This is a genomic window from Streptomyces yangpuensis (assembly GCF_001005295.1).
Taxonomy (GTDB): domain Bacteria; phylum Actinomycetota; class Actinomycetes; order Streptomycetales; family Streptomycetaceae; genus Streptomyces; species Streptomyces yangpuensis.
Genome location: NZ_LBMK01000004.1, coordinates 425,836 through 450,698, shown reverse-complemented (window position 1 = coordinate 450,698; position 24,863 = coordinate 425,836). Strand labels below are relative to the sequence as shown.

Here is a 24,863-nt window from a genome sequence, read left to right as displayed (position 1 = left end):
CGACCAAGCCCGCCTGGCCGGGCCAGGGCCGCACGCGCCGAGCCGAGGAGACACCCCTGCCCGGCCCCCCGACCCACCCGCACCACGCCCGTACCCCGCCCCAGCCACGCACTCCGGCCGGACCGGACCGCCGAGCAACCCCGCAGGGGCCCCGCAAAGCAAACCCGCCGAGCAACCCCGCAGGGGCACGTCAGGGGAGCGGGAGGACCGCCGATACGCGGAAGCCGCCCGCGTCCGTCGGGCCGGACACGAAGACGCCGCCCAGCCCGAGCACCCGCTCCCGCATCCCGACCAGCCCGTTCCCCCCGCTCGGCAGCCCGACCCCGTCCACCGGCCCCTCGCACGGCCCGTTCTCCACCTGCATCGCCACCTCACCCTCCCGGTGCGCCAGCCGCACGACGACCCGCGCCCCCGGAGCGTGCTTGTGGCAGTTGGTCAGAGCCTCCTGCACCACGCGGTACGCCGTCTGCTCCACCTCCGCCGCATACGCCGCGCCCTCCCCCTGCACCACCATCTCGACGGCCATCCCCGCCGCCCGCGACTGGCCGACCAGCGCGTCCAGCTCCCTCAGCGACGGCCCGTCGTCCGCCGCCGCCACCGCCACCACCGCCGCGCCGCCCACGAGCGCGACCGGCCCCGCCGGCGCCACCGCGGCAGCCGCCGCCACCGCCGGCTTCGACGGCGCCGCCCGCAGCACGCCGAGCATCTCCCGCAGTTCCGTCAGCGCCTGCCGCCCCATGTCCCCGACCAGCGCGGCGTTCTTCGCCGCCCGCGCCGGGTCCTTGGTGACCACCGCCTCCAGCGCGGCCGCGTGCACGACCATCAGCGACACCCGGTGGGCGACCACGTCGTGCATCTCGCGCGCGATCCGGGTCCGCTCCTCGGTGCGGGCCCACTCGGCCCGCTCCTCCGCCCGGTCGGCCAGCAGCGACAGCTCCCGCTCCAGCGAGTCGGCCCGCTCCTGCAGGCTCTCCATCAGCCGCCGCCGGGCGCCGATGTACAGCCCGAGCAGCATCGGCGGCACGGTCAGTGCCACCGCGACGAACCCGGACAGCGCGACCACGAGCGCCGGATCCGCCTCCACGTCCCCGCGCGTCTTCAGGTACATCACGACGAAGGTCGCGACCAGCGATGTCGAGGCGAGCCCGGCGATGATCCGCCGGGGCACGTCGGACGAGGCGAGCGAGTACATCCCCGCCACCGAGAGCAGGAACCCCATCTCGGCCGGCGCCACGGCGATCCCCACGAGCACCACGGCGATCGGCCACCGCCGCCGCAGCAGGAGCGTGGCCCCCACCACGGCCCCGAACAGCACCCCGGCGGCCACGGGGATGCCCGCTTCGTCCGCGAAGCGGACCCCTTCCCACGCGCACTCCGCGGTGGACACCACGGCCAGCGTCCCGTCCACCACGACGTCCCGCCGCCGCACCCACCACAACGGCGGCCCTGCACGGCCTTGCTCTTCCCCCGTACTGGTCATGCCGTCCAGCGTACGCAGGCGTCCCGACAGATCACCGACAGAAATTCCGTAATCGCACACACACGTGAATCAACCGGATACCAAGACCCTGATCCCACATCCCGGGCCGCACCTCACGAACCCCCGCAGGGCGCGATCTTTACCGTCGCGTCGAAGGGCAATGGTGCGGCATAGTAGGTGCCGTCGACTCGACCACCATGACGCAATGTCCGGTTTAGTCGCAAATAGTCCCCTGTGGTGTAATTGGCAGCACTGAGGCTTTTGGTGCCTTATGTCCGGGTTCGAGTCCTGGCGGGGGAGCTCACGCACGTTCGGGTCCCGACCGCCAGGTCGGGACCCGGCCTCGTTTCACGGCGTTAACGCCCCGGTATCCTTCACGGGTCCACTCCCGAAGCCGAAGGGCACACCCGTGAGCGCCAACCGCCCGGCAGCCGTCGTCGTACTCGCAGCGGGTGAGGGCACCCGCATGAAGTCGGCCACACCCAAGGTCCTGCACGAGATCTGCGGGCGCTCGCTCGTCGGTCACGTGGTCGCCGCCTCCCGCGAGCTGGACCCCGAACACCTCGTCGTGGTCGTCGGGCACGCCCGGGAGCAGGTCACCGCGCACCTCGCCGGCATCGACGCCGACGTCCGCACCGCCGTCCAGTACGAGCAGAACGGCACCGGCCACGCCGTCCGCATGGCCCTGCAGGAGCTCGGCGGGCCCGTCGACGGCACCGTGATCGTCGTCTGCGGCGACACCCCGCTGCTGACCGGGGAGACCCTGGGCCGGCTCGCGCGGACGCACGCCGCCGACGGCAACGCGGTCACCGTGCTCACCGCCGAGGTACCGGACTCCACCGGCTATGGCCGTATCGTGCGCGACGCCGGCGGCGCCGTGACCGCGATCGTCGAGCACAAGGACGCCACGGACTCCCAGCGCGCCATCCGCGAGATCAACTCGGGTGTCTTCGCCTTCGACGGTGCCCTGCTCGCCGACGCGCTCGGCAAGGTCCGTACCGACAACAGCCAGGGCGAGGAGTACCTCACCGACGTCCTCGGCATCCTGCGCGAGGCCGGGCACCGGGTCGGCGCGGCCGTGGGCAGCGACCACCGCCAGATCCTGGGGATCAACAACCGCGTGCAGCTCGCCGAGGCCCGTGCCCTGCTGAACGCGCGCCTGCTGGAGCAGGCCATGCTCGCGGGCGTCACGATCGTCGACCCGGCCGGCACCTTCGTGGACGTGACCGTCACCTTCGGCCAGGACGCGATCGTGCACCCCGGCACCCAGCTGCTGGGCGCGACCCACATCTCCGAGGGCGCCGAGGTCGGCCCCAACACCCGGCTGCGGGACACGCAGGTGGGCGCCGGCGCGCGCGTGGACAACACGGTGGCCGAGAGCGCGGTCGTGGGCGCGCAGGCGAGCGTGGGTCCGTTCGCCTATCTGCGTCCGGGGACGACCCTCGGCGCGAAGGCCAAGGCCGGTACGTACGTCGAGATGAAGAACGCGACGATCGGCGAGGGCACGAAGGTGCCGCACCTGTCGTACGTGGGCGACGCGACGATCGGCGAGTACACGAACATCGGCGCGGCGAGCGTCTTCGTGAACTACGACGGCGAGCACAAGCACCACACCACCGTCGGCTCGCATTGCAAGACGGGGTCGGACAACATGTTTGTGGCACCCGTCACGATCGGGGACGGGGCCTACACGGCCGCCGGGTCCGTGATCACGAAGGATGTGCCGCCCGGTGCGCTGGCCGTGGCCCGTGGCCAGCAGCGGAATATCGAGGGCTGGGTGGCTCGCAAGCGTCCGGGAAGCGCCGCCGCCACGGCTGCGCAGTCGGCGGCCTCGGAGGACTCCGAGCGCCCTTGAGGTGAACTGACCGGAAACAGGTACGTCACGAACGGCGTACCGTGATAGGTGCACGCAATTCGGCTGGCTCACCGTGTGCGGGACGGACGCACATGGGGGCGAGCAGCTTCAACACGTCTGAGGAGACAGTGCTGTGACCGGGATCAAGACGACCGGCGAGAAGAAGCTGATGCTCTTCTCCGGCCGCGCCCACCCCGAGCTGGCCGAGGAGGTCGCGCACCAGCTGGGAGTCGGCCTCGTGCCGACCAAGGCTTTCGACTTCGCGAACGGTGAGATCTACGTCCGCTTCCAGGAGTCGGCGCGTGGCGCGGACTGCTTCCTGATCCAGAGCCACACGGCTCCGATCAACAAGTGGATCATGGAGCAGCTGATCATGATCGACGCGCTGAAGCGCGCGTCGGCGCGTTCCATCACCGTGATCATCCCGTCCTACGGCTACGCCCGTCAGGACAAGAAGCACAAGGGCCGCGAGCCGATCTCGGCGCGTCTGGTGGCGGACCTGCTGAAGACCTCCGGTGCGGACCGCATCCTGACGGTCGACCTGCACACGGACCAGATCCAGGGCTTCTTCGACGGCCCGGTGGACCACCTGTCGGCGCTGAACGTCCTCGCGGACTACGTGGGCGCGAAGGTGGACCGCACGAAGCTGACGATCGTGTCCCCGGACGCCGGTCGTGTGCGGGTGGCGGACCGCTGGTGCGACCGGCTGGACGCGCCGCTGGCGATCGTGCACAAGCGCCGTGACAAGGACGTCGCCAACCAGGTGACGGTCCACGAGGTCGTCGGTGAGGTCAGGGGCCGCGTCTGCGTCCTGGTCGACGACATGATCGACACGGGTGGCACGATCTGCGCCGCGGCCGAGGCGCTGTTCGCGCACGGTGCGGAGGACGTGATCGTGACGGCGACGCACGGCATCCTGTCGGGCCCGGCGGCCGACCGCCTGAAGAACTCCAAGGTGAGCGAGTTCGTCTTCACGAACACCCTCCCGGACCCGTCCGACCTGGAGCTCGACAAGATCACGGTGCTGTCCATCGCCCCGATGATCGCGCGCGCGGTGCGCGAGGTCTTCGAGGACGGTTCGGTGACGAGCCTGTTCGAGGAGCAGCAGTAAGGGCTCCCGCTAGATCCTTTTGAAGTGCGGCCTTCCCGCCGGGTAGACTCATGAAGTTGCTCGGCGAGGGAGGCCGCACTTCTGTGCGGGCGCTCCGTTATCGACGCGCTCTTCGTAGCAGGCCGTTCAGGCCGGGTGACTGTGTCCTTTTCCATCACCCCACGAGGAGTGAGCATGTCCGAGGTCAAGCTTTCCGCCGCCCTGCGCGACACCTTCGGCAAGGGCTCTGCCCGCCAGGCCCGTCGTGACGCCCTGACCCCCGGTGTCATCTACGGTCACGGCACCGCCCCGAAGCACGTGAACGTCGAGGCCCACGGCCTGATGATGGCGCTGAAGACCCCGAACGTCCTGCTGTCCCTGGACATCGCGGGCGACGGCACCGAGCTGGTCATCCCGAAGGCCGTGCAGCGTCACCCCCTCAAGCGCACCATCTCGCACGTCGACTTCCTGATCGTCAAGAAGGGCGAGAAGGTCGTCGTCGAGGTTCCCGTCGTGACCGAGGGCGACCTGGCCGCCGGTGGCAACCTGCTGGAGACCCTGCTGACCTCGATCTCCGTCGAGACCGAGGCCACCCACATCCCGACCGAGATCACCGTCTCCATCGAGGGCCTGGAGGCCGGTGCGACCGTGCACGCCTCCGACCTGAAGCTGCCGGCCGGCACCGCCCTGGCCGTCGACGGTGAGACCGCCGTCCTGCAGGTCGTCGCCCCGCAGGCCGAGGAGCCGGCCGCCGAGGCCGCGGCCGAGGGCACCGAGGCCTGAGCCTCGCCCCTTCCTCTCAGCAGTTGCTGACCGACCGCCGTCCGGCTCCACTGGAGCGGGACGGCGGTCGTCTTCGTTCCGGGCGGTACGGATAAGGAGCTTTTTGATGTCGGACGACGCGGCACCCTGGTTGATCGTGGGTCTGGGCAATCCGGGTGCGGAGTATGCCGGGAACCGCCACAACATCGGGTTCATGGTGGTCGATCTGCTGGCGGAGCGGATCGGCGGTAAGTTCAAGGCGCACAAGGCGCGGGCGCAGGTGGTCGAGGGCCGGATGGGCCCGCCGGGACCGGCGAACCGCCGCGTGGTGCTGGCCAAGCCGATGTCGTTCATGAACCTGTCGGGTGGTCCGGTGACGGCCCTGCGGGACTTCTACAAGGTGCCGTTGGAGCGGATCGTCGCGGTCCACGACGAGCTGGACATCGACTATCCGACGCTGCGTCTGAAACTGGGCGGCGGGGACAACGGGCACAACGGTCTGAAGTCGATGACGAAGTCGATGGGTGCGGACTACCACCGGGTGCGGTGCGGCATCGGCCGGCCTCCGGGCCGGATGCAGGTCGCGGACTTCGTGCTGAAGGACTTCTCCGCCACGGAGCGCAAGGAGCTGGACTGGTTCGTGGACCGGGCGGCGGATGCGGTGGAGTGCCTGGTCGCGGAGGGTCTGGAGCGCGCCCAGTCGGCGTACAACGGGTAGCGCGTCAGGCATCCTCACAAGGGACAAGCAGCCCGGAGCGGGTCAGTTCGTAGCAAATATGTGCGTCTGGCTCTTGACCGGGGCGGTGTCGTATCAGCATGCTGGCGCCGCCGCCCCCCATGGCCCCATGTTTCCCTCTCGTCCCCAGAGGTGCCTCGATGCTCCGTTCCCGTAAGCGCTGGGCGGCTGTTGCCACTGCGCTGCTCCTGTCCGCGTCCGCCGGCCCGGCGTTCGCCGCCGACTCCTACGAGGTGCCGCTGCACCAGGCGAAGGACCTGCCGATCTACGCGGCCCAGTACAAGGGCAAGCCCGGCGAGACCTGCGCGTCCATACCCGCGACGAAGGACGGCTGGCACTTCATCGCGCCGGGCAGCCCGAACCAGATCTCCTTCGTGAAGCTGACCGTGAAGTTCGAGCCGGGCGGCGAGCAGGTCATCACCGTCTTCGGTCCGCCGAACGAGAACCACGCGTACGCGGCTTCGGAGCCCGGCGCGAAGCTGGTCTCGGCGGTCGCCGAGGTCGAGGGCACCACGGGCGGCGGCAAGAAGCTGGAGTGGTTCAACCTCTCGCACACCTGCCCGTCGACGGCGACAACCGAGCCCACGCCGTCGCAGTCCTCCACCACGCCGGCGCCGTCGGCCTCGACCTCGGCCTCCACCTCGCCGAGTTCCAGCACGTCGGCCTCGCCGTCGACCTCGGTGAGCACGAGCACGAGCCCGTCGTCGTCGACGAGCACGTCGCCCTCCTCCTCCGCGTCCTCCCCCGCTCCGTCCGCGTCGGCCTCGGCCTCGGGCGGTACGACCGGTGGTGACCTGGCGAAGACCGGTTCGGACGCTCCCATCGGGCTGCTCGCCGCGATGGCGGCGGCGCTGATCGCGGCCGGGGCCTTCCTGCTGGTCCGCCGTCGCCGGTCCGGCGCCGAGGGCTGATTCCCGTAGTACGAAGCGGAAAAAAAAGGGGGGTCCCCCGCGCCGGTGCGGCGCGGGGGACCCCCTTTTTTCCGTGGCTACGGCGGCCCGGTCAGCCGGTGTTGCGCAGGCCTGCGGCGACACCGTTGACGGTGAGGAGCAGGGCGCGGGAGAGGAGCGGGTCGGCTTCCTCACCGCGGGCGGCGGCTGCGCGCTGGCGGGCCAGGAGGGAGACCTGGAGGTAGGAGATGGGGTCGAGGTAGGCGTCGCGGACGGCGAAGGTCTGCTGGAGCACCGGGTGGGAGTCGAGGAGCTGCTCGCCTCCGGTGATGCGCAGGACCTCGCGGACGGTGAGCTCGTGTTCGGCCTGGATGCGGGCGAAGACGTGCTTGAGCTCGTCGGGTACGAGGGTGTCGACGTAGTGGCGGGCGATCCGCAGGTCGGTCTTGGCCAGTGTCATCTCGACGTTGGACAGGAAGTTGCGGAAGAAGTGCCAGCGTTCGCCCATCTCGGTGAGGGCGTCCTCGTGGCCGGCTTCGCGCAGGGCCTTGAGGCCGGAGCCGACGCCGTACCAGCCGGGGACGATCTGGCGGGACTGGGTCCAGCCGAAGACCCACGGGATGGCGCGCAGGCCGTCGAGGCCGGCTCCGGAGTCGGGGCGACGGGAGGGCCGGGAGCCGAGGTGGAGGTCGGCGAGCTGGTCGACGGGGGTGGCGGCGAAGAAGTAGGCGGGCAGGTCGGGGTCTTCGACGAGCTCGCGGTAGGCGGCGTGGGCGGCGTCGGAGACGGTGTCCATGGCCGCGTCCCAGCGGGCGAGGGATTCGTCGGACTGGCGGGGCGCGGTGTGCAGGGCGGAGGCCTGCAGGGTGGCCGCGACGGTCAGTTCGAGGTTCTCGCGGGCGAGGGAGGGGACGAGGTACTTGTCGGAGATGACCTCGCCCTGTTCGGTGACCTTGATCTCGCCTTCGAGGGTGCCCCAGGGCTGGGCGAGGATCGCGTCGTGGGAGGGGCCGCCGCCGCGGCCGACGGTGCCGCCGCGGCCGTGGAAGAGGCGCAGGCGGACGCCGTAGCGGTGGGCGACGTCGCGGAGCCGGCGCTGGGCGCGGTGGATCTCCCACTGGCTGGTGGTGATGCCGCCGAACTTGGAGGAGTCGGAGTAGCCGAGCATGACCTCCTGGACGTCGCCGCGGAGGGAGACCAGGCGCCGGTAGGAGGGGTCGGCGAGCATCTCGTCGAGGATGACGTCGGCGGCGCGGAGCTCGTCGGTGGTCTCCAGGAGCGGGACGATGCCGATCTTGGCCCAGCCGGCGTGGAGGTCGATGAGGCCGGCCTCGCGGGCGAGGACGGCGGCGGCGAAGACGTCGTCGGCGCCCTGGCACATCGAGATGATGTAGGACTCGATGACTTCGGGGCCGAACTTCTCGAAGGCGTCCTTGACGGCGGCGAAGACGCCGAGGGTCTTGGCGCCGGCGGCGTCGAGGGGGGCCGGGGTGGGGGCCAGCGGGCGGCGGGAGCGGAGTTCCTTGGCGAGGAGCTTCTGCCGGTAGTCGCGGGGCATGTCGGCGTAGCGCCAGGATTCCTCGCCGAGGCGGTCGAAGAGCTGGCCGAGGGCGTGGTGGTGGGCGTCGGCGTGTTCGCGTACGTCCATGGTGGCGAGCTGGAGGCCGAAGGCGGCGAGGGTGCGGATGGTGCGGTCCATGTGGCCGTCCGCGAAGAGGCCGCCGCGGTGCTCGCGCAGGGAGGTCTGGATGAGGGTGAGGTCGGTGAGCAGCTCGGCGGTGCCGAGGTAGTCGCGGCCTTCTTCGTGGGGGATGCCCTTGGCGAGGCGCTCGCGGGTGTTGAGGAGCTTCTGGCGGATGCAGGTGGCCTTGAGCCGGTAGGGCTCTTCGGCGTTGAGCCGCTTGTAACGGGGGCTGATCTCGGGGAGGCGTTCGAGGTCTGCCTGGAGGGAGGCGAGGAGTTCCTCGGTGGCTCCGGTGTAGCGGATGGAGTTGGACAGCAGGCTGCGCAGGAAGTCGACGAGTTCGAGGGCGTCGGTGATGCCGTGTTCGTGCTGGAGGATCAGCACGTCGCGGGTGACGTCGGGGGTGACGTTGGGGTTGCCGTCGCGGTCGCCGCCGATCCAGGTGCCGAAGGTGAGGGGGCGGGTGCCGGCGGGCAGTTCGATGCCGACGCGGCGCAGTTCGGCGGCGAGGTCCTCCAGGACGTCGCCGACGGCGCCGGCGTGGAGTTCGTCGAGGTAGTAGATGGCGTTGCGGGCCTCGTCGGCGGGCTCGGGACGGACGACGCGCAGTTCGTCGGTCTGCCAGACGAGGTCGATGTTCTCGGCGAGGCGGAGGTCGTGGCGGCGGCGGTCGCCGGCGCCGGTGACGGGTTCCTCCAGGAGGGCCGCGATGCGGCGCAGCTTGTTGAGGACGCTGCGGCGGGCCGCCTCGGTGGGGTGCGCGGTGAAGACGGGCCGGACGTTGAGGTTCTTGACCGTCTCGCGCAGGTGCTCGGGGTCGGCGTCCTTGAGCATGTCGGCGGTGCGGGCGAGGAGCCCGCCCTCGGCGGCGCGGTGGGCGCGCAGTTCCTTGCCGCGGTGGACCTGCTCGGTGATGTTGGCGAGGTGGAAGTAGGTGGAGAAGGCGCGGACGAGCTTGGCGGCGGTCTCCAGGTCGGTGTCGCCGAGGAGGGCGGCGGCGGCTTCGCCGTCGGTGCGGGTGAGGGCGCGGACGCGTTCGACGAGGTCGAGCAGGTCCTGGCCTTCCTGGCGTACGAGGGTCTCCCCGAGGAGGTCGCCGAGGCGGCGGATGTCCGCGCGCAGTTCCGCGTTGGCGGTGGCGGCCGGGGTGACGGGGGCCTGCTGGGTGGCCAGGGGGGCCTTGTCAGCACTGCTCACAGGTGCGGCTCCTTGCAGTGTTCGAGCGCTACTGGGCGGTGGGCTCCCGGCCGTGCGCGGCGTGGACCCTCCGGACTGGCGTCCGGGGGACCGCCGCTTCTGAGTGTGGCTCGGGCTGCCCGTGCGGACCGCGCTGTCCGACGGGGAACAGGATAGGTGTCCGATGCCCGTGCCTGGGCAAACGTCTCATAGGCCGAGTCGTCGGGGGTCCGGCGGCGGGTGGTGGGCGGGCCACTGCTGGTTGTCGTGGCCGTGCTCCTCTTGTCCCGGGCCCGGGCTTTGCCATACTTACGATGCCGTAGGTTACGGACCCGTAGGGTTCCGTGGCCGTGAGCCTGCCGACTTCCCTCACCCCCCAGGGGACACCCCATGACCACCAGCCCCGATCTGATCGAGGGTGCGTCCGCGCCCTCCGAGACATCCGTGCCGTCCGCGACGCTGGGCGGCGAGAGCAAGCGGTCGATCGAGCAGCTCGCCCTGCTGCTGTTCATCACCGTTCCCTTCGTGGCGCTGCTGGCGGCGGTGCCGCTGGCCTGGGGCTGGGGGGTGAGCTGGCTGGACCTGGGCCTGATGGTGTTCATGTACTTCCTGGCCTGCCACGGGATCACGATCGGTTTCCACCGTTACTTCACGCATGGTTCCTTCAAGGCGAAGCGGCCGCTGCGGATCGTGCTCGCGGTGATGGGCTCGATGGCGGTGGAGGGTCCGCTGGTGCGGTGGGTGGCGGACCACCGCAAGCACCACAAGTTCTCCGACCACGAGGGTGACCCGCATTCGCCGTGGCGGTTCGGTGAGACGGTGCCGGCGCTGATGAAGGGCCTGTGGTGGGCGCACATCGGATGGCTGTTCGACGAGGAGCAGACCGACCAGCAGAAGTACGCCCCCGATCTGATCAAGGACCCGGCGATCCGGCGCATCTCGCGGGACTTCATCTGGTGGACGATCTTCTCGCTCGCGGTTCCGCCGCTGGTGGGCGGTCTGGTGACGATGTCGTGGTGGGGGGCGTTCACGGCGTTCTTCTGGGGTTCTCTGGTGCGGGTGGCGCTGCTGCACCACGTGACCTGGTCGATCAATTCGATCTGTCACGCGGTGGGCAAGCGGCCGTTCAAGTCCCGGGACCGGTCGGGCAACGTGTGGTGGCTGGCGGTGCTGTCGTGCGGTGAGTCGTGGCACAACCTGCACCACGCGGATCCGACGTCGGCCCGGCACGGTGTGCTGCGGGGGCAGGTGGATTCCAGTGCGCGGCTGATCCGCTGGTTCGAGCAGCTGGGGTGGGCCACTGACGTGAGGTGGCCGTCGGCGGCCCGTATCGACGCCCGGCGCAGGGAAAACGGGTCGAACGCGGCATGATGGGGGGCGTGGCGATCGACGGCGGTACCAGCAGCGACAAGCCCAGGCGTGGCCGCCGGGTTCGGATGACGGGCGCGGAGCGGCGCCAGCAATTGCTGGACATCGGCCGGACCCTGTTCGCGGAGAAGGGTTTCGAGGGCACGTCGGTGGAGGAGATCGCGGCGAAGGCCGGGGTGTCCAAGCCGGTGGTGTACGAGCACTTCGGCGGCAAGGAGGGCCTGTACGCGGTCGTCGTGGACCGGGAGATGCGCCAGTTGCTGGACGGGGTGACGGGGGCGCTGACGGCGGGGCATCCGCGGGAGCTGCTGGAGCAGGCGGCGTTCGCGCTCCTGGACTACATCGAGTCGTACACGGACGGTTTCCGGATCCTGGTGCGGGATTCCCCGGTCGCGCAGTCGACGGGTACGTTCGCGTCGCTGATCAGTGACATCGCCACGCAGGTGGAGGACATCCTGGGGCTGGAGTTCAAGGCCCGGGGCTTCGATCCGAAGCTGGCCCCGCTGTACGCGCAGGCGCTGGTCGGGATGGTGGCGCTGACGGGGCAGTGGTGGCTGGACGTGCGCAAGCCGAAGAAGGCCGAGGTGGCGGCGCATCTGGTGAACCTGGCGTGGCACGGGCTGGACGGGCTGGAGTCGAAGCCGCAGCTGGTGGGCCGCCGCAAGAGCTAGGCGCCGTTCGCGGGCGGTACGACGGCGCCCCGCCACCGGTGATCCGGTGGCGGGGGCTTTCGCGTCTTCGGATTAGAGATGCCCGGCGACACAGCGGAAGCCGGTGTCCTCGTCGCACATGCCGGTGGAGGCATCGTTGAAGGCTGCGGGCGTGGCGCGGCCAAAGGGGCTGGTGAATGCGCTCCCCTTCAACTCCCGGCGCCCCTGGGAGGACTCGGTGGCGCACCATTCCCACACATTGCCGCACAGGTCGTAGGCCCCGAACGGGCTTGCACCGCTCTGGTAGCGGCTGACAGGGGTGGTCTGCCCGATGCCGGAGTCGGAGACGTTGCACTTCGCCGCGGTGGGGTTGTTGCCCCAGGGGTAGATGTTCCCCTTCGTTCCTCGGGCAGCTTTCTCCCACTGGGTGCTGCTGGGGAGCGCCTTACCTGCCCACGCGGCGTAGGCCGCAGCGTCGCGCCACGTCACCCAGACCACCGGGTGGTCGAAGATGCTCTCCGGGTACCGCGACCCTTCCCAGTGCTGCGGGGGCGGGTAGCCGGTGGCGGACACGAAGCGGAAGTAGTCGGCGTTCGTGGTGGGGAACACATCCAGGTGGAACCCGGGGAGCCACGTCGTCAAGCCGGCATCGCCCCCCAGGAAGATCCCCTCTGGAACCTCCACCATCAGCTTCCCGTCGACCGGATGCCGGACGAACCGGAGCGGATCGGCAGCCAGCAGTATCTCCGTACGCTGGTCTTCAGCCGCAGCGGCCTGCTCCGTGATCAGGAAGGCGAAACGCTCATGCGCTTCCGTGCCCGCGCAGGACAACGCGGTGTCGAGCGCGGCCTGGTTGGAGGGGCGCGGGGCAATGCCGACACCGCCAGCCTCCCAGTTCGACACCATGCGGTCGCTGACCCCGATGTGGACAGCGAACTGGCGGACGGTCATCCGCAGGGCCGTGCGTAAGGCCCTCGTTTCTCTCCCGTCCATCGCACCACCGCCATGCCCGGCCCCGGTTAGACGAGATCGCCGGGAGCGGCCTGGTACCCCTCGCGGATGGCGGCCAGCACCGGATGCTCGGTGGGAAACGGTGTGGAGTCGATGGTGCTGATGGCCCGCACCCCGATGCTCGTGTTGGTGGCGAACGCGGCCTGCATCCCGTGGGCGGCCTCGCGCGTGACGTGTGTGACCGTGTGCTCGTGCTGCTGCTGGAGGAGCGCCATCGTGACCCCGGGCAGGACTTCCGCCTTCGGCCAGATCACGGATCCCTCTCTGTCAATGAAGCCGACGTTCCAGGTGCCGCCCTCGGAGATCAGGTCATCCGGCCCGTAGAACAGCGCGTCGTCGAAACCGTCGAGCTGCGCCGCCCGGCGGGCATGGAGGGCGCCGAAGAGACCGATGTGCTTCACCGCCGGGACGTCGCGCACGTACGGAACCGCCTGGACCCTCATGGGCGGCATCGGGGGTAAGGCCCGTCACTCCCACCCGGTCCGGTGCCGCAGCCACGTACGCGCAGCTTCAGCGGCCCGGACCTGGTGGGCTCGGAGGAAGGGGACCCCGGGAGGAGCGGGCCGGCGAGAGGACTTCTCCCAGTACCCGCCAAGGCCGGCGGCGAACGCGGTCAGCGTCTGGGGATTCTCCGGCTGAGGAAGATGGGCCACCGCGGCCTCGGCCTCAGCTGCGGTGTGCCCGTCGAGAATCAAGTACGGCACCAGCACGGCAGGGTCGATCCAGGCCGCACCCTGATTCTGATACGACCAGTCGATGATGACGACCGTCCCCTCCTCACGGCGCAGCATGTTGTCCGGCCGCAGATCCCAGTGCAGCAGCGTGCTTCCTGCGGCCCCCTGCTGCCAGTCCTGCTCGATCGCCGCCAGGGCCTCCAGGTGCCGCGCTGCCCACGGGTCGAGGTCTTCCAGGGTTTGCGAGGACAGAGTCGACCATCCGGTAAGCCACCGTCCGACCAGGTCCGCGATGGGCTTCGCGCCGTCCAGCGGCGAGGGAGTCAGCAGCTTCCCGGCCTGCTCGACGGCCGCCAGCGCCATGTCCGTATCCGCGGAGCCCGGGGCCAGCACGGGCACTGTCCCGGGGATGTCCTCAAGGCACAGCCACCACCAGCCACCGGACTCATCGGGATCGGCCGACCACACCACACGCGGCCCGACACCCTCAGGGAGAACGGAGGTCACGGCCACCTCATCCTCGTACTGCGAGGCGAAGGGGTGCTCGGCATCCATTCCCTTGAGGAAGAGCCGACGGCCGTCATTCAGCCGCAGCCGGGACGCGACACCCGGTGTGAAGCCGCCCCCGCACGGAATCGCCTCGACGACACGCGCAGCGAGCCGGCGCTCCACGTACGACCGCACGTCGCCATGAAGTGAACCCCAGTCGGGCCGGACTGACGTTACGGTCATTCGCTGCTCCCCGAAGTCCATGTTTGTCCCGTACGGTAGCGCTCCCTGCCCTACAGAACCCCGCGGTTTACCCCACACGGCACACGAACGCCCCGCCTCCCACCTGTTCCGGTGGCGGGGCGCCGTCGTGTCGCGGGGGCTAGCGGGCGGGCTCCGCCTCGTGCGGCTCCAGGAATTCGAGCCGGTTGCCGACGGGGTCCTCGGAGTAGAAGCGGTGGTGGCCGGGGAGGTTCTCGTCCCAGACCACCTCGGCGCCCCTCTCCTTCAGTCTTTGCGCGTACGCCGCGATGCCGGTCACCCGTAGTCCGGGGTGCGCCTTGCGGGCGGGCCGGAAGTCGTCCTCGACGCCGAGGTGCAGTTGTACGGATCCGGCGGCGAACCAGCATCCTCCCCGGGCGGCGAGGACGGGTGGTTTGGGGATCTCGGTCATGCCCAGGACACCGGTGTAGTAGGCGCGGAGCCGGTCCTCGGAGCCGGGCGGGGCGGCGAGTTGGACGTGGTCGACTGCGGTGAGCACGGTCAGGCCTCCTTGCGGGCCACGGCGAAGATCCTTCGGAACGGGAAGACGGTTCCGCGCGGCCCGCTCGGGTAGGCCGCGCGCAGCAGGTCACGGTATTCGGCGAGGAAGGCGTCGACGGCTTCGCGGTCGTCGCCGAGGGCGGTGAGGACGGGCCGCAGGGCGGTGCCCTTGACCCAGTCGAGGACGGGGTCGGGGCCGTGCAGGAGCTGGTGGTAGGTGGTCTCCCAGACATCGGCGGTGCAGCCGAGCTCGGTGAACCGGGCGAGATATTCGGCGGGTTCGAGAAGGTGGATGTAGCGGGCGCCGTGGCCGGCGAGGCGGGAGCGCCAGCGCGGGGCGTCGCAGAGCTGCGCGAGGAGGGCGTGGCTGGGGGCGGTGAAGTTGCCGGGGATCTGGAAGGCGAGGGTGCCGCCGGGGCGCAGGCCGTTGATCCAGGCGCCGAAGGAGCCGGGGTGGCCGGGGACCCACTGCAGGGCGGCGTTGGAGACGATCAGGTCGTAGGGCTCCTCGGGCAGCCAGCCGGCGATGTCCCCGTGGCGGAAGTCGAGGCTGCCTCCGCCGGCGGTGGGGCCGGCGTACTGCTCGGTGGCGCGCTGGAGCATCTGCGGCGAGAGGTCGAAGCCGGTGATGGCGGCCTCGGGCCAGCGGGTGGCGAGGAGCTCGGTGACGTTGCCGGGGCCGCAGCCGAGGTCGGCGATACGGGCGGGGCTGGTGGGGAGTTCGGGTATGCGGGCGAGCAGGTCCAGGAAGGGCCGTGTGCGGTGGCCCGCATGCCGGAGGTACTGCTGGGGGTCCCAGGTGGGTGCGGAGGGCGCGGTGGACGTGGGGGTCCCTGCGCGCGCGATATCGGAATACATGTTCGAGCCTCCCTGCTGGCGGGGCGGTCGGAAAGCGGAATCCGTTCCGGCCCCCTCCATGCCCCATGCTCGCTTCATTTATATCTCGATGTCAAGATACTTGCGATCGAGATACTCGGGATGAAGAGACTTCACATCGACAGACCCCTTACACTGATCGGCATGGAGGACGAGGTCGACCGACTGGTGGCGGCATGGCGGCGGGAGCGCCCTGACCTCGACGTGGAACCGCTCGAGGTACTGAGCCGCGTCAGCAGGCTCGCGCGCCATCTCGACCGCGCCCGCAGGCTGGCCTTCTCCGAGCACGGCCTGGAGCCCTGGGAGTTCGACGTCCTGACGTCGCTGCGCCGCGCCGGCGCCCCCTACCAGCTCTCCCCCGGTCAGCTGTTGACCCAGACCCTGGTCACCTCCGGCACCATGACCAACCGCATCGACCGGCTCGCGAAGAAGGGCCTGGTCGAGCGGCTCCCGGACCCAAGCGACCGCCGCGGGGTCCTGGTCCGGCTCACCCCCGAGGGCCGGGACCGCGCCGACCAGGCCCTCGCCGGACTGCTCGCCCAGGAACGGGCGATCCTGGCCCAGCTCTCGCAGAGCCAGCGCGGTGATCTCGCCGGGCTGCTACGCCAGTTGACCGCTCCGTTCGACAACATCCCCGGCTAGGTCGGCGGGTCGTACGCCGGCCCGCCGGGCCAGCGCCACCGCGGCCAGGGTGGAGTGCACGCCGAGCTTGCCCAGCACGTTCTGCATGTGGGTGCGGACGGTGTGCGGGGACAGGAACAGCCGCGCCGCCACGTCCTTGCGGCCCAGCCCCGCCACCATGCAGCGCAGCACCTCGTGCTCGCGCGGGGTGAGGGACTCCACGAGCCGTTCGCTGTCGGTGCGGTGCTTGCGCGCGGCGGTCAGCTCCCGGAGCACTCCGGTGAGCAGTGCGGGCGGCAGGTGGGTCTCCTCCCGCAGGACCCCCCGGATGACGGCGAGCAGCCGGGAGAGCGAGCAGTCCTTGGCGACCCAGCCCGAGGCCCCCGCCTGCAGGGCGTGAGCGGCCCGGCGCGGGTCGTCGCGCTCGGCGAGGACGACGGTGCGGACCCCTGGGTGGGCCACCCGTACCCCGGCCACCAGCGCGATCCCGTCCGAGGCGGGCGGTGGCGGCCCGGCTCCCGGCTCCCGCTGGGCGGGCACGGCCCCGGCGACGCCGCCGAGGTCGGCGTCGACCAGCAGGACGTCGAAGCGGCGGCCCTCGGCCACCGCCCGTTCGAGGCAGCGCAGTGCGGCGGGGCCGCTGCCGGCCGCGGACACGTCCACGTCCGGCTCGGCCGCGAGCGCGGCTGCGAGCGATTCGGCGAAGATGCGGTGATCGTCGACGACGAGAACCCGGATACGAACCACAAAACCCCCAAGGGTAGGGGAACGGACGACGGCGGGTACGGCGCCAGGACCGGGTGATCCGCAGCCCCCGGCCGCCGCCGAGACATATCTGCACTACCCCGGACCGGACGCCGTACCCGACTTGTCTCGACCCCTGAATCAACACCGGCCCCCACCGGTGTCACGCATCAGCGTAGGGCCGGGGGCGGCTCGCAGTTGGCCGAATAGCAGAAGTTTTTCCCGGGGATTTGAGGAGTGTGCGTTCCGCGGGGGCTCGGCCGTGGCTGGAAATCGCCGGAATCGGGGGCCTGTGGGACGTCTTGCGCACGGGCGCGTGCCATCGGCAGTTGCACGGGGGGCATTTCACCCGGCGTGCGCACGCCGGGCGCCCGCGCGCAGCGCCCGCCCGCGGCGCATGGCCCCCGAGCCCGCGCCCCCGCCACAACCGCTGCACGGGGCGAGTGAGCCGACGGGGCGCGACGGGGAGTGGGGGCGAACGCGCGCAGGAAAGGCGAGGAACGAGGCTTTCCGAGCACGTACGGCCCCACGAGCCGGCAACAGGCGCCCCGGAGGCGAACCGAGCCCCGATCAGGACAGCCGAGTGAGCCGAAGGGGCGCGACGGGGAGTGGGGGCGAACGCGCGGAGGAAACCGCGAGGCACGAGCGGTTTTCGAGCACGTACGGCCCCACGAGCCGGCAACAGGCGCCCCGGAGGCGAACCGAGCCCTACGAAGCAGCGCGGGCGAAGTTCCAGGCGTCCTGGATGATGCCGGTGAGGTCGGGGCGGTTCGGGGTCCAGCCGAGGCGTTCGTGGGCGGTGCGGGCGGAGGCGACCAGCATGGCCGGGTCGCCGGCCCGGCGGGGGGCGACGACCTCGGGGATGTCCCGGCCGGTGACCTTGCGGACGGTCTCGATGACCTCGCGCACGGAGAAGCCGCTGCCGTTGCCCAGGTTGCAGATCAGGTGCTCTCCGGCGGTGGCGGCCTGCAGGGCGGCCAGGTGGGCCTCGGCGAGGTCGGCGACGTGGATGTAGTCGCGTACGCAGGTGCCGTCCGGGGTGGGGTAGTCCTCGCCGAACACGGAGATCGACTCGCGTTCGCCGAGGGCGACCTGGAGGACCAGCGGGATCAGGTGGGTCTCGGGGCTGTGGCGTTCGCCGTAGGCTCCGTAGGCGCCGGCGACGTTGAAGTAGCGCAGGGACACCGCGGCCAGGCCGTGGGCGACGCACTCCCCCGCGATCATGTGGTCGACGGCGAGCTTGGAGGCGCCGTACGGGTTGGTCGGCGCGGTCACCGAGGCTTCGGTGAGCAGGCCTTCGGTCGGCTCGCCGTAGGTGGCGGCGGTGGAGGAGAAGACGAGCCGGCGCACGCCGGCCTCGCGCATCGCGGCCAGCAGGGCGAGGGTGCCGCCGACGTTGTTCTCCCAGTACTTGCCGGGGTTCACCACGGACTCACCGACCTGCGAGAAGGCGGCGAAGTGCAGCACGGCGTCGTAGGAGGGGTCGATGTGGCGGGCGGCGTCCTGGATGCGGCCCTCGATGAAGGTGGCGCCTTCGGGGACGCCGACGCGGAAGCCGGTGCTGAGGTCGTCGAGGACGGTGACCTCGTGGCCGGCCTCCAGGAGGTGGGCCGCGACCACGCTGCCGACGTATCCGGCGCCACCGGTTACCAGGTACTTGCTCACTCGCCTACTGCCTCTCGCGGGGGACCACGCGCGTGTGGGTGCGCGTGCTTGGGCACTGGCTTACCCGATGCGGCGCCCGCGGGGGAAATCGGCGGTTCCGGAACGCCTGCGGTCAGCCCCGCGGCTCGGGGGACGACGGTCCGGGCAGTGCCTGGTCCAGGAGGCCGGTGCGGGCGGCCAGCGCGGCCGCTTCCAGCCGTGATCCGACGCCCAGTTTCATCAGGACCCGCTGTACGTGGGTGCGGGCGGTGCTGGGCGCGATGGCCATGCCCGCGGCGATCAGGCGGGTGTCCTCGCCCTCGGCGACCCGTACGAGCACCTCCACCTCGCGCGGGGTCAGCAGGCGCAGCAGCCGGCTGCCTTCGTCGTCGGGCTGGACGGCCGGGTTGAGGAGCTCCGAGAAGGCCCCCTGGAGCAGTTGCGGGGCGATCGCCGCCTCTCCCGCCCGCGCCTTGGCCAGAGCCCGTTCCACTCCCTCGATGCGCTCGTCCTGGCGTACGTACCCCGAGGCGCCTGCGGCGAAGGCGGCGGCGATCCCGCGCGGGCTGGGGACGGGGCCCAGGACGACCACGGCGATCTGCGGTCTCTCCCGTTTGATGCGGACGACCGGTTCGAAGACTCCGGGCTCGGCGGGGTTGGCGGTGCCGAGGAGGCAGACCTCCGGGGCACGGCCGATGACGAGTTCGGCGGCGCCCGCCGCCGGGGCCGCGGCGGCCAGCACCCGGTGGCCGCGCAGTTTCAGGGCAGAGGCCAGCGCCTCGGCCAGCAGCCGGTGGTCGTCGACCACCACGACGCGTACGCCCATTGAGGAACCCACCCCCCACCCTTCTGCCCCGGCAAGCTACACGCTTGTTCGACGGCGCGAGGGGGATACCGCGCAGAAGCCCCCGATCGGTACGGACCGTTCGGGGGCTTCATGCGGTGCTGTGCGGATCAGCTCGCGGTGAACGAGACGAAGAGGTACTCGGGGTCGCCCGAGTACGGCTTGCTGACGTTCTGCTTGGACATGAAGAGCTTGCCGCCCCGGTAGCGCAGCTCGGAGGAGAAGTCGGGCGAGAAGGAGGTCTCGGCGCGCCGGATGTCCTTGTCGGCAGGGTTCTCCATGAGGAGGGTCTCCTTCATCGTCTTGCCGTCGATGCTGACGATCTGGCCGCCCTTGTCGTAGGGCGGGACCTTGTAGGCGATGATGTTCGACCCGTCCATGCGCAGCGGGTACATGGTGTACCGCTCGCCCGCGTCGGCGCGGTCGGTGGTCTGCTTGCCGGTCTCCAGGTCGAAGGAGAGCAGTTCGTTGGTGCGGCCGGTGGGCGACTGGCCCTGGTGCTCGGCGGAGGGCACGTAGATCTTGCCGTTGCCGACGACCATGTTGGAGCACTTCTCGACGTCGGTGGAGCCGCACTTGGCGGCGAAGGAGCCGGCGGCGAGCGGGATGCGCGCCTTCAGCTCGCCCTTGGGGTCGACGACGAACAGGTCACTGACGCCCTTGCCGCCCTTGGCGTTGTCGCCGACGTCGGCCGCGACGACGAACGGCTTGGTGGAGACGATGTGGGCGTACTCGATGCCCTGGGAGAGCTTGTAGGAGCCGGTGGGCGCGCCCGTGGCCGGGTCGAGGAGCTGTGCGTGCAGGGTGTAGTTGGGGTGCTGGCCGCACTTGCGGATGGCGGCGAGGGCCTCGCCGCCCGCGTAGCCGGTGTCGCGGCAGCTCTCGCCGTCGACCTTGGGCTGCCACAGGTTCTTGCCGTCGGCGAGGTTCCAGGCGGCGCCGCCGCCGGAGACGCCGGCCGCGGCGACGGTCTTGCCGCTGAGGGTGACCTCGGAGAACTGGACGGGCTTGTCGCCGCCGTTAGCGCTCTTGATGTTGCCGGACCAGACGAGCTTGCCGGTTTCGAGGTCGATGACGCCGACCTCGGTGCAGGGCGGGTACTTGTTCTCGGCGGTGGGCTGGGCGGGCCTGAAGAGGATTGCCGTCTTCTTCTCGCTGACGTGCGGGGTGGCTCCGCAGATCTCGCCCGCGAGGGGGATCTCCCACTTCTTGCCGCCGTCGACGACGTTGTAGCCGACGACCTTCGACACGTCGGACTTGACGTAGGTGTTGTCGGTCAGCCAGGAGCCGTTGACGGACACGATGTCGGTGACGGCCGGGGCGGGCTGGTTGTAGAGGATCTTCGACTTGGGGTTGCCGGGGACCTTCTCGGTGCCGGGCGCGAAGGCCTGGTTCTTGTCGCCGCCCGGGGAGGCGCTGGGGTCGCTCTGTGCGATGTCCTCCTTGCCGCCGTCGCCGGAGGCGTACCAGAGGCCGCCGCCGACGATCAGGACGATGGCCAGGAGGGCCGCGCCGACGATCATCAGCTGGGTGCGCTTGTCCCCGCCGCCACCGCCGGCCGGGGGCTGGGCGGGGGGTACGGGTGCGCCGTACTGCGCGGGCGCGGCGGGCTGCTGCGGGTATCCGTAGCCGGGGTCGGCCTGCGGGTAGCCGTACGCGGGCTGCCCGGCCGGCTGCTGCTGTGCGGCGGCGGGCGGGCCGGCGGGCGGGGCGGGCGGGCCGGCGGGCGCCGCGGGCGGTCCTGCGGGCGGCTTGGGCGCTCCGAACCCGCCCGGCGGGGGATCCTGCGGCGCTCCGAAGCCGCCGGACGGCGGCTGGCTGGGGGGCGGCGGGGTACTCATCGGTTGCTGTTGCCTCTCGGTGGACGGCTCGTCGGACGGCGTGCCGGACGGGGGTTCACTTGCCGAAGACCATCAGGAGCTTCTCGTCCTTGTCCTGGGCGAGCAGGCGGGTCGTGGAGATGAAGAAGCGTCCGTCGGCGTAGTCGACGTCCGGGGAGTAGAAGGAGCTCTCGATCGGTGCGGAGGGGCCCGACGGGTGGCGCAGGAGCGCGGTGGGGGTGCTGCCGTCGGCGGGGATCGAGACGACCTCGCCGCCCTGGCGGGATTCGGCCTTGCGGTAGGCGATCAGTTGCCCGTTCGCGGCCTTGAGCGGCTCCAGGGTGCGTCCCTCGCCCGCCGGGACGCGCCATTTGGCCTTGCCGGTGTTCAGGTCGAAGGCGACGACCTCGTTGGCCTTGCCGATGCCGGCCTTGGTGGGGAGGTAGAGGGTGCCGGCGTCGACGACGGCGGTGGCGCAGCCCTGCAGGGAGTCGTCGTGGCTGACGCTGCACTCGGTGGAGAACTTGCCCTCGCCGGAGAGCGTGGTGCGCTGCTTGCCGTCGGGTCCGAGGACCACGATGGAGCTCTCCTTCGTGGCGGCATTGGTGAGGTGGAGGACGATGGGGTCGAGGCCGTAGACGCGGGAGACCTTCCAGCCCTTGGGGAGCCGGTAGGTCCACGTCTTCTTGCCGGTGACCGGGTCGGCGTCCTGGATCTCGACGGTCATGTCGGCGTCGTTGCAGGTGGCAACGCCGATCATCTTGCCGTTGCCGGCGGCGTAGGCGCCGGGTACGCAGCCTTCGGCGGGGCTGCCGAAGAGCTTCTCACCGGTGCTGATCCTGAAGGCGGTGGCGCGGGTGAGGCGGTTGACGGTGACGGTGTCCCCGGTCATGGCGAGGCTCGGGTCGAGGAACATGTCGAAGGCGCTCTCCTTGGCCACCTCCTTGGACCAGCCCTCCTTGCCCGCCTTGAGGTCGACCATGCGGATCTGGTTGCAGTTGGCGGTGGCCGAGGGGCCGTCCGCGTACATGACGACGGTCTTGCCGTCGTCGGTGGTCCGCTTGGTCATGCCGCAGATATCCGCGGGGAAGGTGATCGTCCACTTCTCCTTGCCGTCGGCGGTCGCATAGCCCTTGATCGTCTTGCCGACGGTCTTGGCCACGGTGTCGCCCACGACCCACTGGCCATGGGTGGCCACGCCGGCGCCCGGGCCGTCGATCTTGGTGGTCTTGAGCCAGAGGACCTTGTCCTCACCCTGCTTGCGGCCGGCGTTGAGGTCGGTCTGCTGGTTGCCGCCGGGGCCGCTGCCGTCGCCCATGTCCACGGACGGGGAGGCGGCGGGCTTCGCGTCGCCGGACTCCTGGGCGACGGGCTGCTCGGGGTCCTTGCCGCCGCTGCCGAAGGCGGCGTAGCCGACGCCGCCGAGGACGAGGACGCCGGCCACGGAGGCGGCGACGATCAGGGGCAGCTTCTTCTTCGGCGGCATGCCGGGCGCACCGGGCGGGGGCGGGGGCGACTGCAGGCCGTGGGCCGGGTACGCCGGGACGGTGGGCGGCTGCGGCACGTGGCCGGGCTGCGAGGGGTGTGCGGGGTGCGCGGGCTGCTGCGCGTACGGGTTCTCGCCCTGCTGCGGATATCCGTAGCCCTGCTGCGGCGGGCCGGGCAGGTGTCCGTAACCGGAAGGAGTCGGCGGCTGGTTCGGCGGCTGGGGCGGCTCGGTCATCAGCGCACTTTCGGCTTCGGGGGGTCGGGGAGAATGACCTTTCTATCACTGACACCGTGCATACAAAGGACCGGTCCGCCCCCTGTTCCCAAGGGAGGACCGGCCCGTGACGCCGTCGTTATCCGGTCAGTTGGCCCCGAGGACCCCCGAATCTAGGCCTCCTCGGCCAGCTCCAGCCAGCGCATCTCCAATTCGTCGCGGTCGGCGAGAAGTTCGCGGAGCTCCGCGTCGAGCTTGGCCACCTTGTCGTAGTCGGTGGAGTGCTCGGCGATCTGGGCGTGCAGGTTCCCCTCGCGGTCGGCGAGCTTGTTGAGCTGCCGCTCGATCTTCTGGAGCTCCTTCTTCGCGGCGCGCGAGTCCCCGGAGGAGGTGGACTTCGCGGCGGCGGCCGGCGCGGGCGCCGGGGCGGCCGCCTCGATCATCTTCTGGCGGCGCTCCAGGTACTCGTCCAGGCCGCGCGGCAGCATCCGCAGGCTGGCGTCGCCGAGCAGGGCCATGACGGTGTCGGTGGTGCGCTCGATGAAGAACCGGTCGTGGGAGATCACGATCATCGAGCCGGGCCAGCCGTCGAGGAGGTCCTCCAGCTGGGTCAGGGTCTCGATGTCGAGGTCGTTGGTGGGCTCGTCGAGGAAGAGGACGTTGGGCTCGTCCATCAGCAGGCGCAGGATCTGCAGCCGGCGGCGCTCACCGCCGGAGAGGTCACCGACGGGCGTCCACTGCTTCTCCTTGGTGAAGCCGAACTGCTCGCACAGCTGGCCCGCCGTCATCTCGCGGCCCTTGCCGAGGTCGACGCGGTCGCGGACGCGCTGGACCGCCTCCAGGACCCGCAGGGACGGGTCGAGTTCGCCGACCTCCTGGGAGAGGTAGGCCAGCTTGACGGTCTTGCCGACGATGACCTGGCCCGCGGCGGGCTGGGCCTCGCCCTGGGTGCGGGCGGCCTCGGCGAGGGCGCGCAGCAGGGAGGTCTTGCCGGCGCCGTTGACGCCGACGAGGCCGACGCGGTCGCCGGGGCCGAGGTGCCAGGTGAGGTGCTTGAGCAGGGTCTTGGGGCCGGCCTGGACGGTGACGTCCTCGAGGTCGAAGACGGTCTTGCCGAGGCGGGCGTTGGCGAAGCGCATCAGCTCGGACTTGTCGCGCGGCGGCGGCACGTCGGCGATGAGCTCGTTGGCGGCCTCGATGCGGTAGCGGGGCTTGGAGGTGCGGGCGGGGGCACCGCGGCGCAGCCAGGCGAGCTCCTTGCGCATCAGGTTCTGCCGCTTGGCCTCCTCGGTGGCGGCGATCCGCTCGCGTTCGGCGCGGGCGAAGACGTAGTCGCTGTAGCCGCCCTCGTACTCGAAGACCTCGCCGCGCTGGACGTCCCACATGCGGGTGCAGACCTGGTCGAGGAACCAGCGGTCGTGGGTGACGCAGACGAGCGCGGAGCGGCGCACCTGGAGGTGGCCGGCCAGCCAGGAGATGCCCTCGACGTCGAGGTGGTTGGTGGGCTCGTCGAGGATCAGGAGGTCCTGGTCGGCGATGAGGAGCTTGGCGAGGGCGATGCGGCGGCGCTCGCCGCCGGAGAGCGGTCCGATGACGGTGTCGAGGCCCTGGTTGAAGCCGGGCAGGTCGAGGCCGCCGAAGAGTCCGGTGAGGACGTCGCGGATCTTGGCGTTGCCGGCCCACTCGTGGTCGGCCATGTCGCCGATGATCTCGTGGCGGATGGTCGCGGCGGGGTCGAGGGAGTCGTGCTGGGTGAGGACGCCCATGCGCAGGCCGCCGGACTGGGTGACACGGCCGCTGTCGGGCTCCTCCAGCTTGGCGAGCATCCGGATGAGGGTGGTCTTGCCGTCGCCGTTGCGGCCGACGACGCCGATCCGGTCTCCCTCGGACACGCCGAGGGAGATACCGTCCAGCAGGGTACGTGTGCCGTACACCTTGCTGACTGCCTCGACATTGACCAGATTGACGGCCATCAGACGCGCTCC

At 70.7% G+C, this 24,863-nt stretch carries 21 protein-coding genes and 1 tRNA gene; 9 read left to right on the top strand and 13 right to left on the bottom strand.

Annotated features, from left to right (window positions below; genetic code table 11):
- Positions 1-190: 190 nt before the first annotated feature.
- The gene (locus tag AAT21_RS23480) at positions 191-1,480 is read right to left on the bottom strand and encodes a sensor histidine kinase (protein ID WP_046778901.1); all 1,290 of its coding nucleotides are present in this window, start codon (positions 1,478-1,480) and stop codon (positions 191-193) included.
- Positions 1,481-1,708: 228 nt separating this feature from the next.
- On the opposite strand from AAT21_RS23480, the gene AAT21_RS23475 reads away from it, so the two are divergent.
- The 6 genes from AAT21_RS23475 to AAT21_RS23450 all read left to right on the top strand — a co-directional run bounded on the left by AAT21_RS23475 (position 1,709) and on the right by AAT21_RS23450 (position 6,834).
- A tRNA-Gln gene (locus AAT21_RS23475) sits at positions 1,709-1,780 on the top strand.
- Positions 1,781-1,889: 109 nt separating this feature from the next.
- Positions 1,890-3,335: a bifunctional UDP-N-acetylglucosamine diphosphorylase/glucosamine-1-phosphate N-acetyltransferase GlmU gene (gene glmU / locus AAT21_RS23470; RefSeq protein WP_046778900.1), complete on the top strand. Its 1,446-nt coding sequence runs from the start codon at positions 1,890-1,892 to the stop codon at positions 3,333-3,335.
- A 133-nt stretch (positions 3,336-3,468) separates the two neighbouring features.
- Positions 3,469-4,446, top strand: a complete 978-nt coding sequence (locus AAT21_RS23465) for a ribose-phosphate diphosphokinase (protein WP_046778899.1) — start codon at positions 3,469-3,471, stop codon at positions 4,444-4,446.
- Positions 4,447-4,620: 174 nt separating this feature from the next.
- Complete coding sequence (locus AAT21_RS23460; RefSeq protein ID WP_046778898.1) at positions 4,621-5,208, top strand: 50S ribosomal protein L25/general stress protein Ctc; 588 nt, start codon at positions 4,621-4,623, stop codon at positions 5,206-5,208.
- A gap of 106 nt (positions 5,209-5,314) precedes the next feature.
- Positions 5,315-5,905: an aminoacyl-tRNA hydrolase gene (gene pth / locus AAT21_RS23455; protein ID WP_046778897.1), complete on the top strand. Its 591-nt coding sequence runs from the start codon at positions 5,315-5,317 to the stop codon at positions 5,903-5,905.
- 158 nt (positions 5,906-6,063) lie between these two features.
- The gene (locus AAT21_RS23450) at positions 6,064-6,834 is read left to right on the top strand and encodes an LPXTG cell wall anchor domain-containing protein (RefSeq protein WP_046778896.1); all 771 of its coding nucleotides are present in this window, start codon (positions 6,064-6,066) and stop codon (positions 6,832-6,834) included.
- 91 nt (positions 6,835-6,925) lie between these two features.
- Here AAT21_RS23450 and ppc read toward each other — a convergent pair whose 3' ends face one another.
- Entirely contained in the window at positions 6,926-9,694 is a 2,769-nt protein-coding gene (ppc, locus tag AAT21_RS23445; RefSeq protein WP_046778895.1) for a phosphoenolpyruvate carboxylase, read from the bottom strand.
- Between the two features lie 369 nt (positions 9,695-10,063).
- Between ppc and AAT21_RS23440 the strand changes: the two genes are divergently transcribed.
- Together AAT21_RS23440 and AAT21_RS23435 are read left to right on the top strand one after the other, a co-directional pair.
- Complete coding sequence (locus AAT21_RS23440; protein ID WP_107081366.1) at positions 10,064-11,044, top strand: acyl-CoA desaturase; 981 nt, start codon at positions 10,064-10,066, stop codon at positions 11,042-11,044.
- On the top strand, positions 11,044-11,712 hold the full coding sequence (locus AAT21_RS23435) for a TetR/AcrR family transcriptional regulator (protein ID WP_235439194.1): 669 nt from the start codon (positions 11,044-11,046) through the stop codon (positions 11,710-11,712). The genes AAT21_RS23440 and AAT21_RS23435 overlap by 1 nt, the downstream gene beginning before the upstream one ends.
- 72 nt (positions 11,713-11,784) lie before the next feature.
- On the opposite strand, the gene AAT21_RS23430 is transcribed toward AAT21_RS23435, so the two are convergent.
- The 5 genes from AAT21_RS23430 to AAT21_RS23410 form a co-directional block, all read right to left on the bottom strand.
- Complete coding sequence (locus AAT21_RS23430; protein ID WP_079025906.1) at positions 11,785-12,642, bottom strand: SUMF1/EgtB/PvdO family nonheme iron enzyme; 858 nt, start codon at positions 12,640-12,642, stop codon at positions 11,785-11,787.
- Between the two features lie 68 nt (positions 12,643-12,710).
- Positions 12,711-13,145 (bottom strand): aminotransferase class IV, encoded by a 435-nt coding sequence (locus AAT21_RS23425; protein ID WP_052757954.1) that lies wholly within the window; start codon positions 13,143-13,145, stop codon positions 12,711-12,713.
- Positions 13,146-13,169: 24 nt separating this feature from the next.
- Entirely contained in the window at positions 13,170-14,129 is a 960-nt protein-coding gene (locus AAT21_RS23420) for a phosphotransferase family protein (protein ID WP_046778893.1), read from the bottom strand.
- Positions 14,130-14,247: 118 nt separating this feature from the next.
- Positions 14,248-14,625, bottom strand: a complete 378-nt coding sequence (locus tag AAT21_RS23415; protein ID WP_046778892.1) for a VOC family protein — start codon at positions 14,623-14,625, stop codon at positions 14,248-14,250.
- A gap of 2 nt (positions 14,626-14,627) precedes the next feature.
- Positions 14,628-15,485 carry a trans-aconitate 2-methyltransferase gene (locus AAT21_RS23410; protein ID WP_046778891.1) on the bottom strand — a complete coding sequence of 286 codons (858 nt, stop codon included), beginning with the start codon at positions 15,483-15,485 and terminating at the stop codon, positions 14,628-14,630.
- A 162-nt stretch (positions 15,486-15,647) separates the two neighbouring features.
- Between AAT21_RS23410 and AAT21_RS23405 the strand changes: the two genes are divergently transcribed.
- Positions 15,648-16,145 (top strand): MarR family winged helix-turn-helix transcriptional regulator, encoded by a 498-nt coding sequence (locus AAT21_RS23405; RefSeq protein WP_030659599.1) that lies wholly within the window; start codon positions 15,648-15,650, stop codon positions 16,143-16,145.
- Here AAT21_RS23405 and AAT21_RS23400 read toward each other — a convergent pair.
- The 6 genes from AAT21_RS23400 to AAT21_RS23375 all read right to left on the bottom strand — a co-directional run bounded on the left by AAT21_RS23400 (position 16,104) and on the right by AAT21_RS23375 (position 24,851).
- Positions 16,104-16,871 carry a LuxR C-terminal-related transcriptional regulator gene (locus tag AAT21_RS23400; RefSeq protein ID WP_046778890.1) on the bottom strand — a complete coding sequence of 256 codons (768 nt, stop codon included), beginning with the start codon at positions 16,869-16,871 and terminating at the stop codon, positions 16,104-16,106. The genes AAT21_RS23405 and AAT21_RS23400 overlap by 42 nt on opposite strands.
- A 705-nt stretch (positions 16,872-17,576) precedes the next feature.
- Positions 17,577-18,533 (bottom strand): UDP-glucose 4-epimerase GalE, encoded by a 957-nt coding sequence (gene galE, locus AAT21_RS23395; RefSeq protein ID WP_046778889.1) that lies wholly within the window; start codon positions 18,531-18,533, stop codon positions 17,577-17,579.
- A gap of 112 nt (positions 18,534-18,645) precedes the next feature.
- A complete protein-coding gene (locus tag AAT21_RS23390) occupies positions 18,646-19,338 on the bottom strand; it encodes a response regulator transcription factor (RefSeq protein ID WP_046778888.1) in 693 nt (230 codons plus the stop codon).
- A 128-nt stretch (positions 19,339-19,466) separates the two neighbouring features.
- The gene (locus tag AAT21_RS23385) at positions 19,467-21,197 is read right to left on the bottom strand and encodes an outer membrane protein assembly factor BamB family protein (protein ID WP_046778887.1); all 1,731 of its coding nucleotides are present in this window, start codon (positions 21,195-21,197) and stop codon (positions 19,467-19,469) included.
- A gap of 55 nt (positions 21,198-21,252) precedes the next feature.
- Positions 21,253-22,899, bottom strand: coding sequence for an outer membrane protein assembly factor BamB family protein (locus AAT21_RS23380; protein ID WP_046778886.1), 1,647 nt, complete (start codon positions 22,897-22,899; stop codon positions 21,253-21,255).
- Positions 22,900-23,051: 152 nt separating this feature from the next.
- Positions 23,052-24,851 carry an ABC-F family ATP-binding cassette domain-containing protein gene (locus AAT21_RS23375; RefSeq protein WP_046778885.1) on the bottom strand — a complete coding sequence of 600 codons (1,800 nt, stop codon included), beginning with the start codon at positions 24,849-24,851 and terminating at the stop codon, positions 23,052-23,054.
- Positions 24,852-24,863 lie beyond the last annotated feature (12 nt).

Excerpts from the sequence above, each read along its gene's own strand:
- AAT21_RS23480 (WP_046778901.1), bottom strand. The coding sequence starts at position 1,480 with ATGACCAGTACGGGGGAAGAGCAAGGCCGTGCAGGGCCGCCGTTGTGG.
- AAT21_RS23460 (WP_046778898.1), top strand. The coding sequence starts at position 4,621 with ATGTCCGAGGTCAAGCTTTCCGCCGCCCTGCGCGACACCTTCGGCAAG.
- pth (WP_046778897.1), top strand. The coding sequence starts at position 5,315 with ATGTCGGACGACGCGGCACCCTGGTTGATCGTGGGTCTGGGCAATCCG.
- AAT21_RS23450 (WP_046778896.1), top strand. The coding sequence starts at position 6,064 with ATGCTCCGTTCCCGTAAGCGCTGGGCGGCTGTTGCCACTGCGCTGCTC.
- AAT21_RS23440 (WP_107081366.1), top strand. The coding sequence starts at position 10,064 with ATGACCACCAGCCCCGATCTGATCGAGGGTGCGTCCGCGCCCTCCGAG.
- AAT21_RS23435 (WP_235439194.1), top strand. The coding sequence starts at position 11,044 with ATGGGGGGCGTGGCGATCGACGGCGGTACCAGCAGCGACAAGCCCAGG.
- AAT21_RS23430 (WP_079025906.1), bottom strand. The coding sequence starts at position 12,642 with ATGACCGTCCGCCAGTTCGCTGTCCACATCGGGGTCAGCGACCGCATG.
- AAT21_RS23425 (WP_052757954.1), bottom strand. The coding sequence starts at position 13,145 with ATGAGGGTCCAGGCGGTTCCGTACGTGCGCGACGTCCCGGCGGTGAAG.
- AAT21_RS23420 (WP_046778893.1), bottom strand. The coding sequence starts at position 14,129 with ATGGACTTCGGGGAGCAGCGAATGACCGTAACGTCAGTCCGGCCCGAC.
- AAT21_RS23410 (WP_046778891.1), bottom strand. The coding sequence starts at position 15,485 with ATGTATTCCGATATCGCGCGCGCAGGGACCCCCACGTCCACCGCGCCC.
- AAT21_RS23405 (WP_030659599.1), top strand. The coding sequence starts at position 15,648 with ATGGAGGACGAGGTCGACCGACTGGTGGCGGCATGGCGGCGGGAGCGC.
- AAT21_RS23390 (WP_046778888.1), bottom strand. The coding sequence starts at position 19,338 with ATGGGCGTACGCGTCGTGGTGGTCGACGACCACCGGCTGCTGGCCGAG.
- AAT21_RS23385 (WP_046778887.1), bottom strand. The coding sequence starts at position 21,197 with ATGAGTACCCCGCCGCCCCCCAGCCAGCCGCCGTCCGGCGGCTTCGGA.
- AAT21_RS23380 (WP_046778886.1), bottom strand. The coding sequence starts at position 22,899 with ATGACCGAGCCGCCCCAGCCGCCGAACCAGCCGCCGACTCCTTCCGGT.
- AAT21_RS23375 (WP_046778885.1), bottom strand. The coding sequence starts at position 24,851 with ATGGCCGTCAATCTGGTCAATGTCGAGGCAGTCAGCAAGGTGTACGGC.